This window comes from Klebsiella sp. SWET4 (genome assembly GCF_024296565.1).
GTDB classification, from domain to species: Bacteria; Pseudomonadota; Gammaproteobacteria; order Enterobacterales; family Enterobacteriaceae; genus Klebsiella; species Klebsiella variicola.
This window is the reverse complement of sequence record NZ_JANCOB010000065.1, coordinates 1-1,053: the sequence shown is the minus strand read 5'-3', so window position 1 is coordinate 1,053 and position 1,053 is coordinate 1. Positions and strand designations below refer to the sequence as shown.

General features: G+C 72.1%; 1 protein-coding gene. It reads left to right on the top strand.

Features of this window, described 5'->3' with window-relative positions; genetic code table 11:
* The coding region (locus NKJ21_RS27535; RefSeq protein ID WP_302931855.1) for an HRDC domain-containing protein at positions 1-961 on the top strand (961 nt) is incomplete at its 5' end.
* Between the last annotated feature and the right edge of the window lie 92 nt (positions 962-1,053).

Here is a 1,053-nt window from a genome sequence, read left to right as displayed (position 1 = left end):
CGCGTTCGGCATGGGGGTCGACAAGCCCGACGTCCGCTACGTGATCCACGCCGATCCGCCCGCCGCCATCGAGGCCTATTGGCAGGAGGTCGGCCGGGCCGGCCGCGACGGCCAGCCCGCTGAGGGCATCACCCTCTACGGCTCGGCCGACATGGCCTGGGCGGGCCGCCGCATCGAGACGCGCGAGGCCCCCGACGAGGTCAAACAGGTCCAGGCGCGTAAGCTGCGCCAGTTCTATGCGATGCTGGAAGGGGTCACCTGTCGCGCCGCCGCGGTCCGTCGCTATTTCGGCGAGGAGGGCGTGGCCCGTTGCGGGCTCTGCGACGTCTGCGTCTCGCCGCCCGCGGCGGTGGACGCCACGGAGGCCGCCCAGAAGGCCCTGTCGGCGGCGCACCGCATGGGCGGCCGCTTCGGGCGCGGGCGGCTGATCGACCACCTGCTGGGCAAGACCAAGGACGTGACGCCCCAAGAGGCGCAGCTGCCGACCTTCGGCATCGGCCGCGAGCTCAGCCAGCCGGCCTGGCGCGACCTGTTCGACACCCTGATCTTCGAGGGCCTGCTGCGCGAGGATCCCAATGACGGCCGGCCGCTGATCGGCCTGGGCGACATCGAGGGCGTGCGGCAGGTCTATCGCGGCGAGCGACGGGTGGCCCTGCGCCAGATGACCGACGCGCCCGAGACCGGCCGGGCCGGCGGCGGCGTCCGCAAGCGCCGCGAGGGCAAGGCTCTGACCATCCCCGCCGAAAACCAGCTGCTGTTCGAGGCCCTGCGCTCGTGGCGCAAGGAGCAGGCCCAGCTGCAGCACGTGCCGCCCTATGTCATCTTTCACGACGCCACCCTGGCCGAGATCGCCGCCGCCCGGCCGGCGACCCTGGCGGCGCTCGGCAAGGCCGGCGGTGTCGGCCAGGGCAAGCTGGATCGCTATGGCGAGGCGGTTTTGAAGGTTGTGCGGGAGAACTAAACCGCGCCGTGGGTGTTGGTAGAGGATCAAGCCGAGGAGCCTCCCCATGACCGACGTCAACCGCTTCACCCCCTCCGACGCGACGGCCGCCG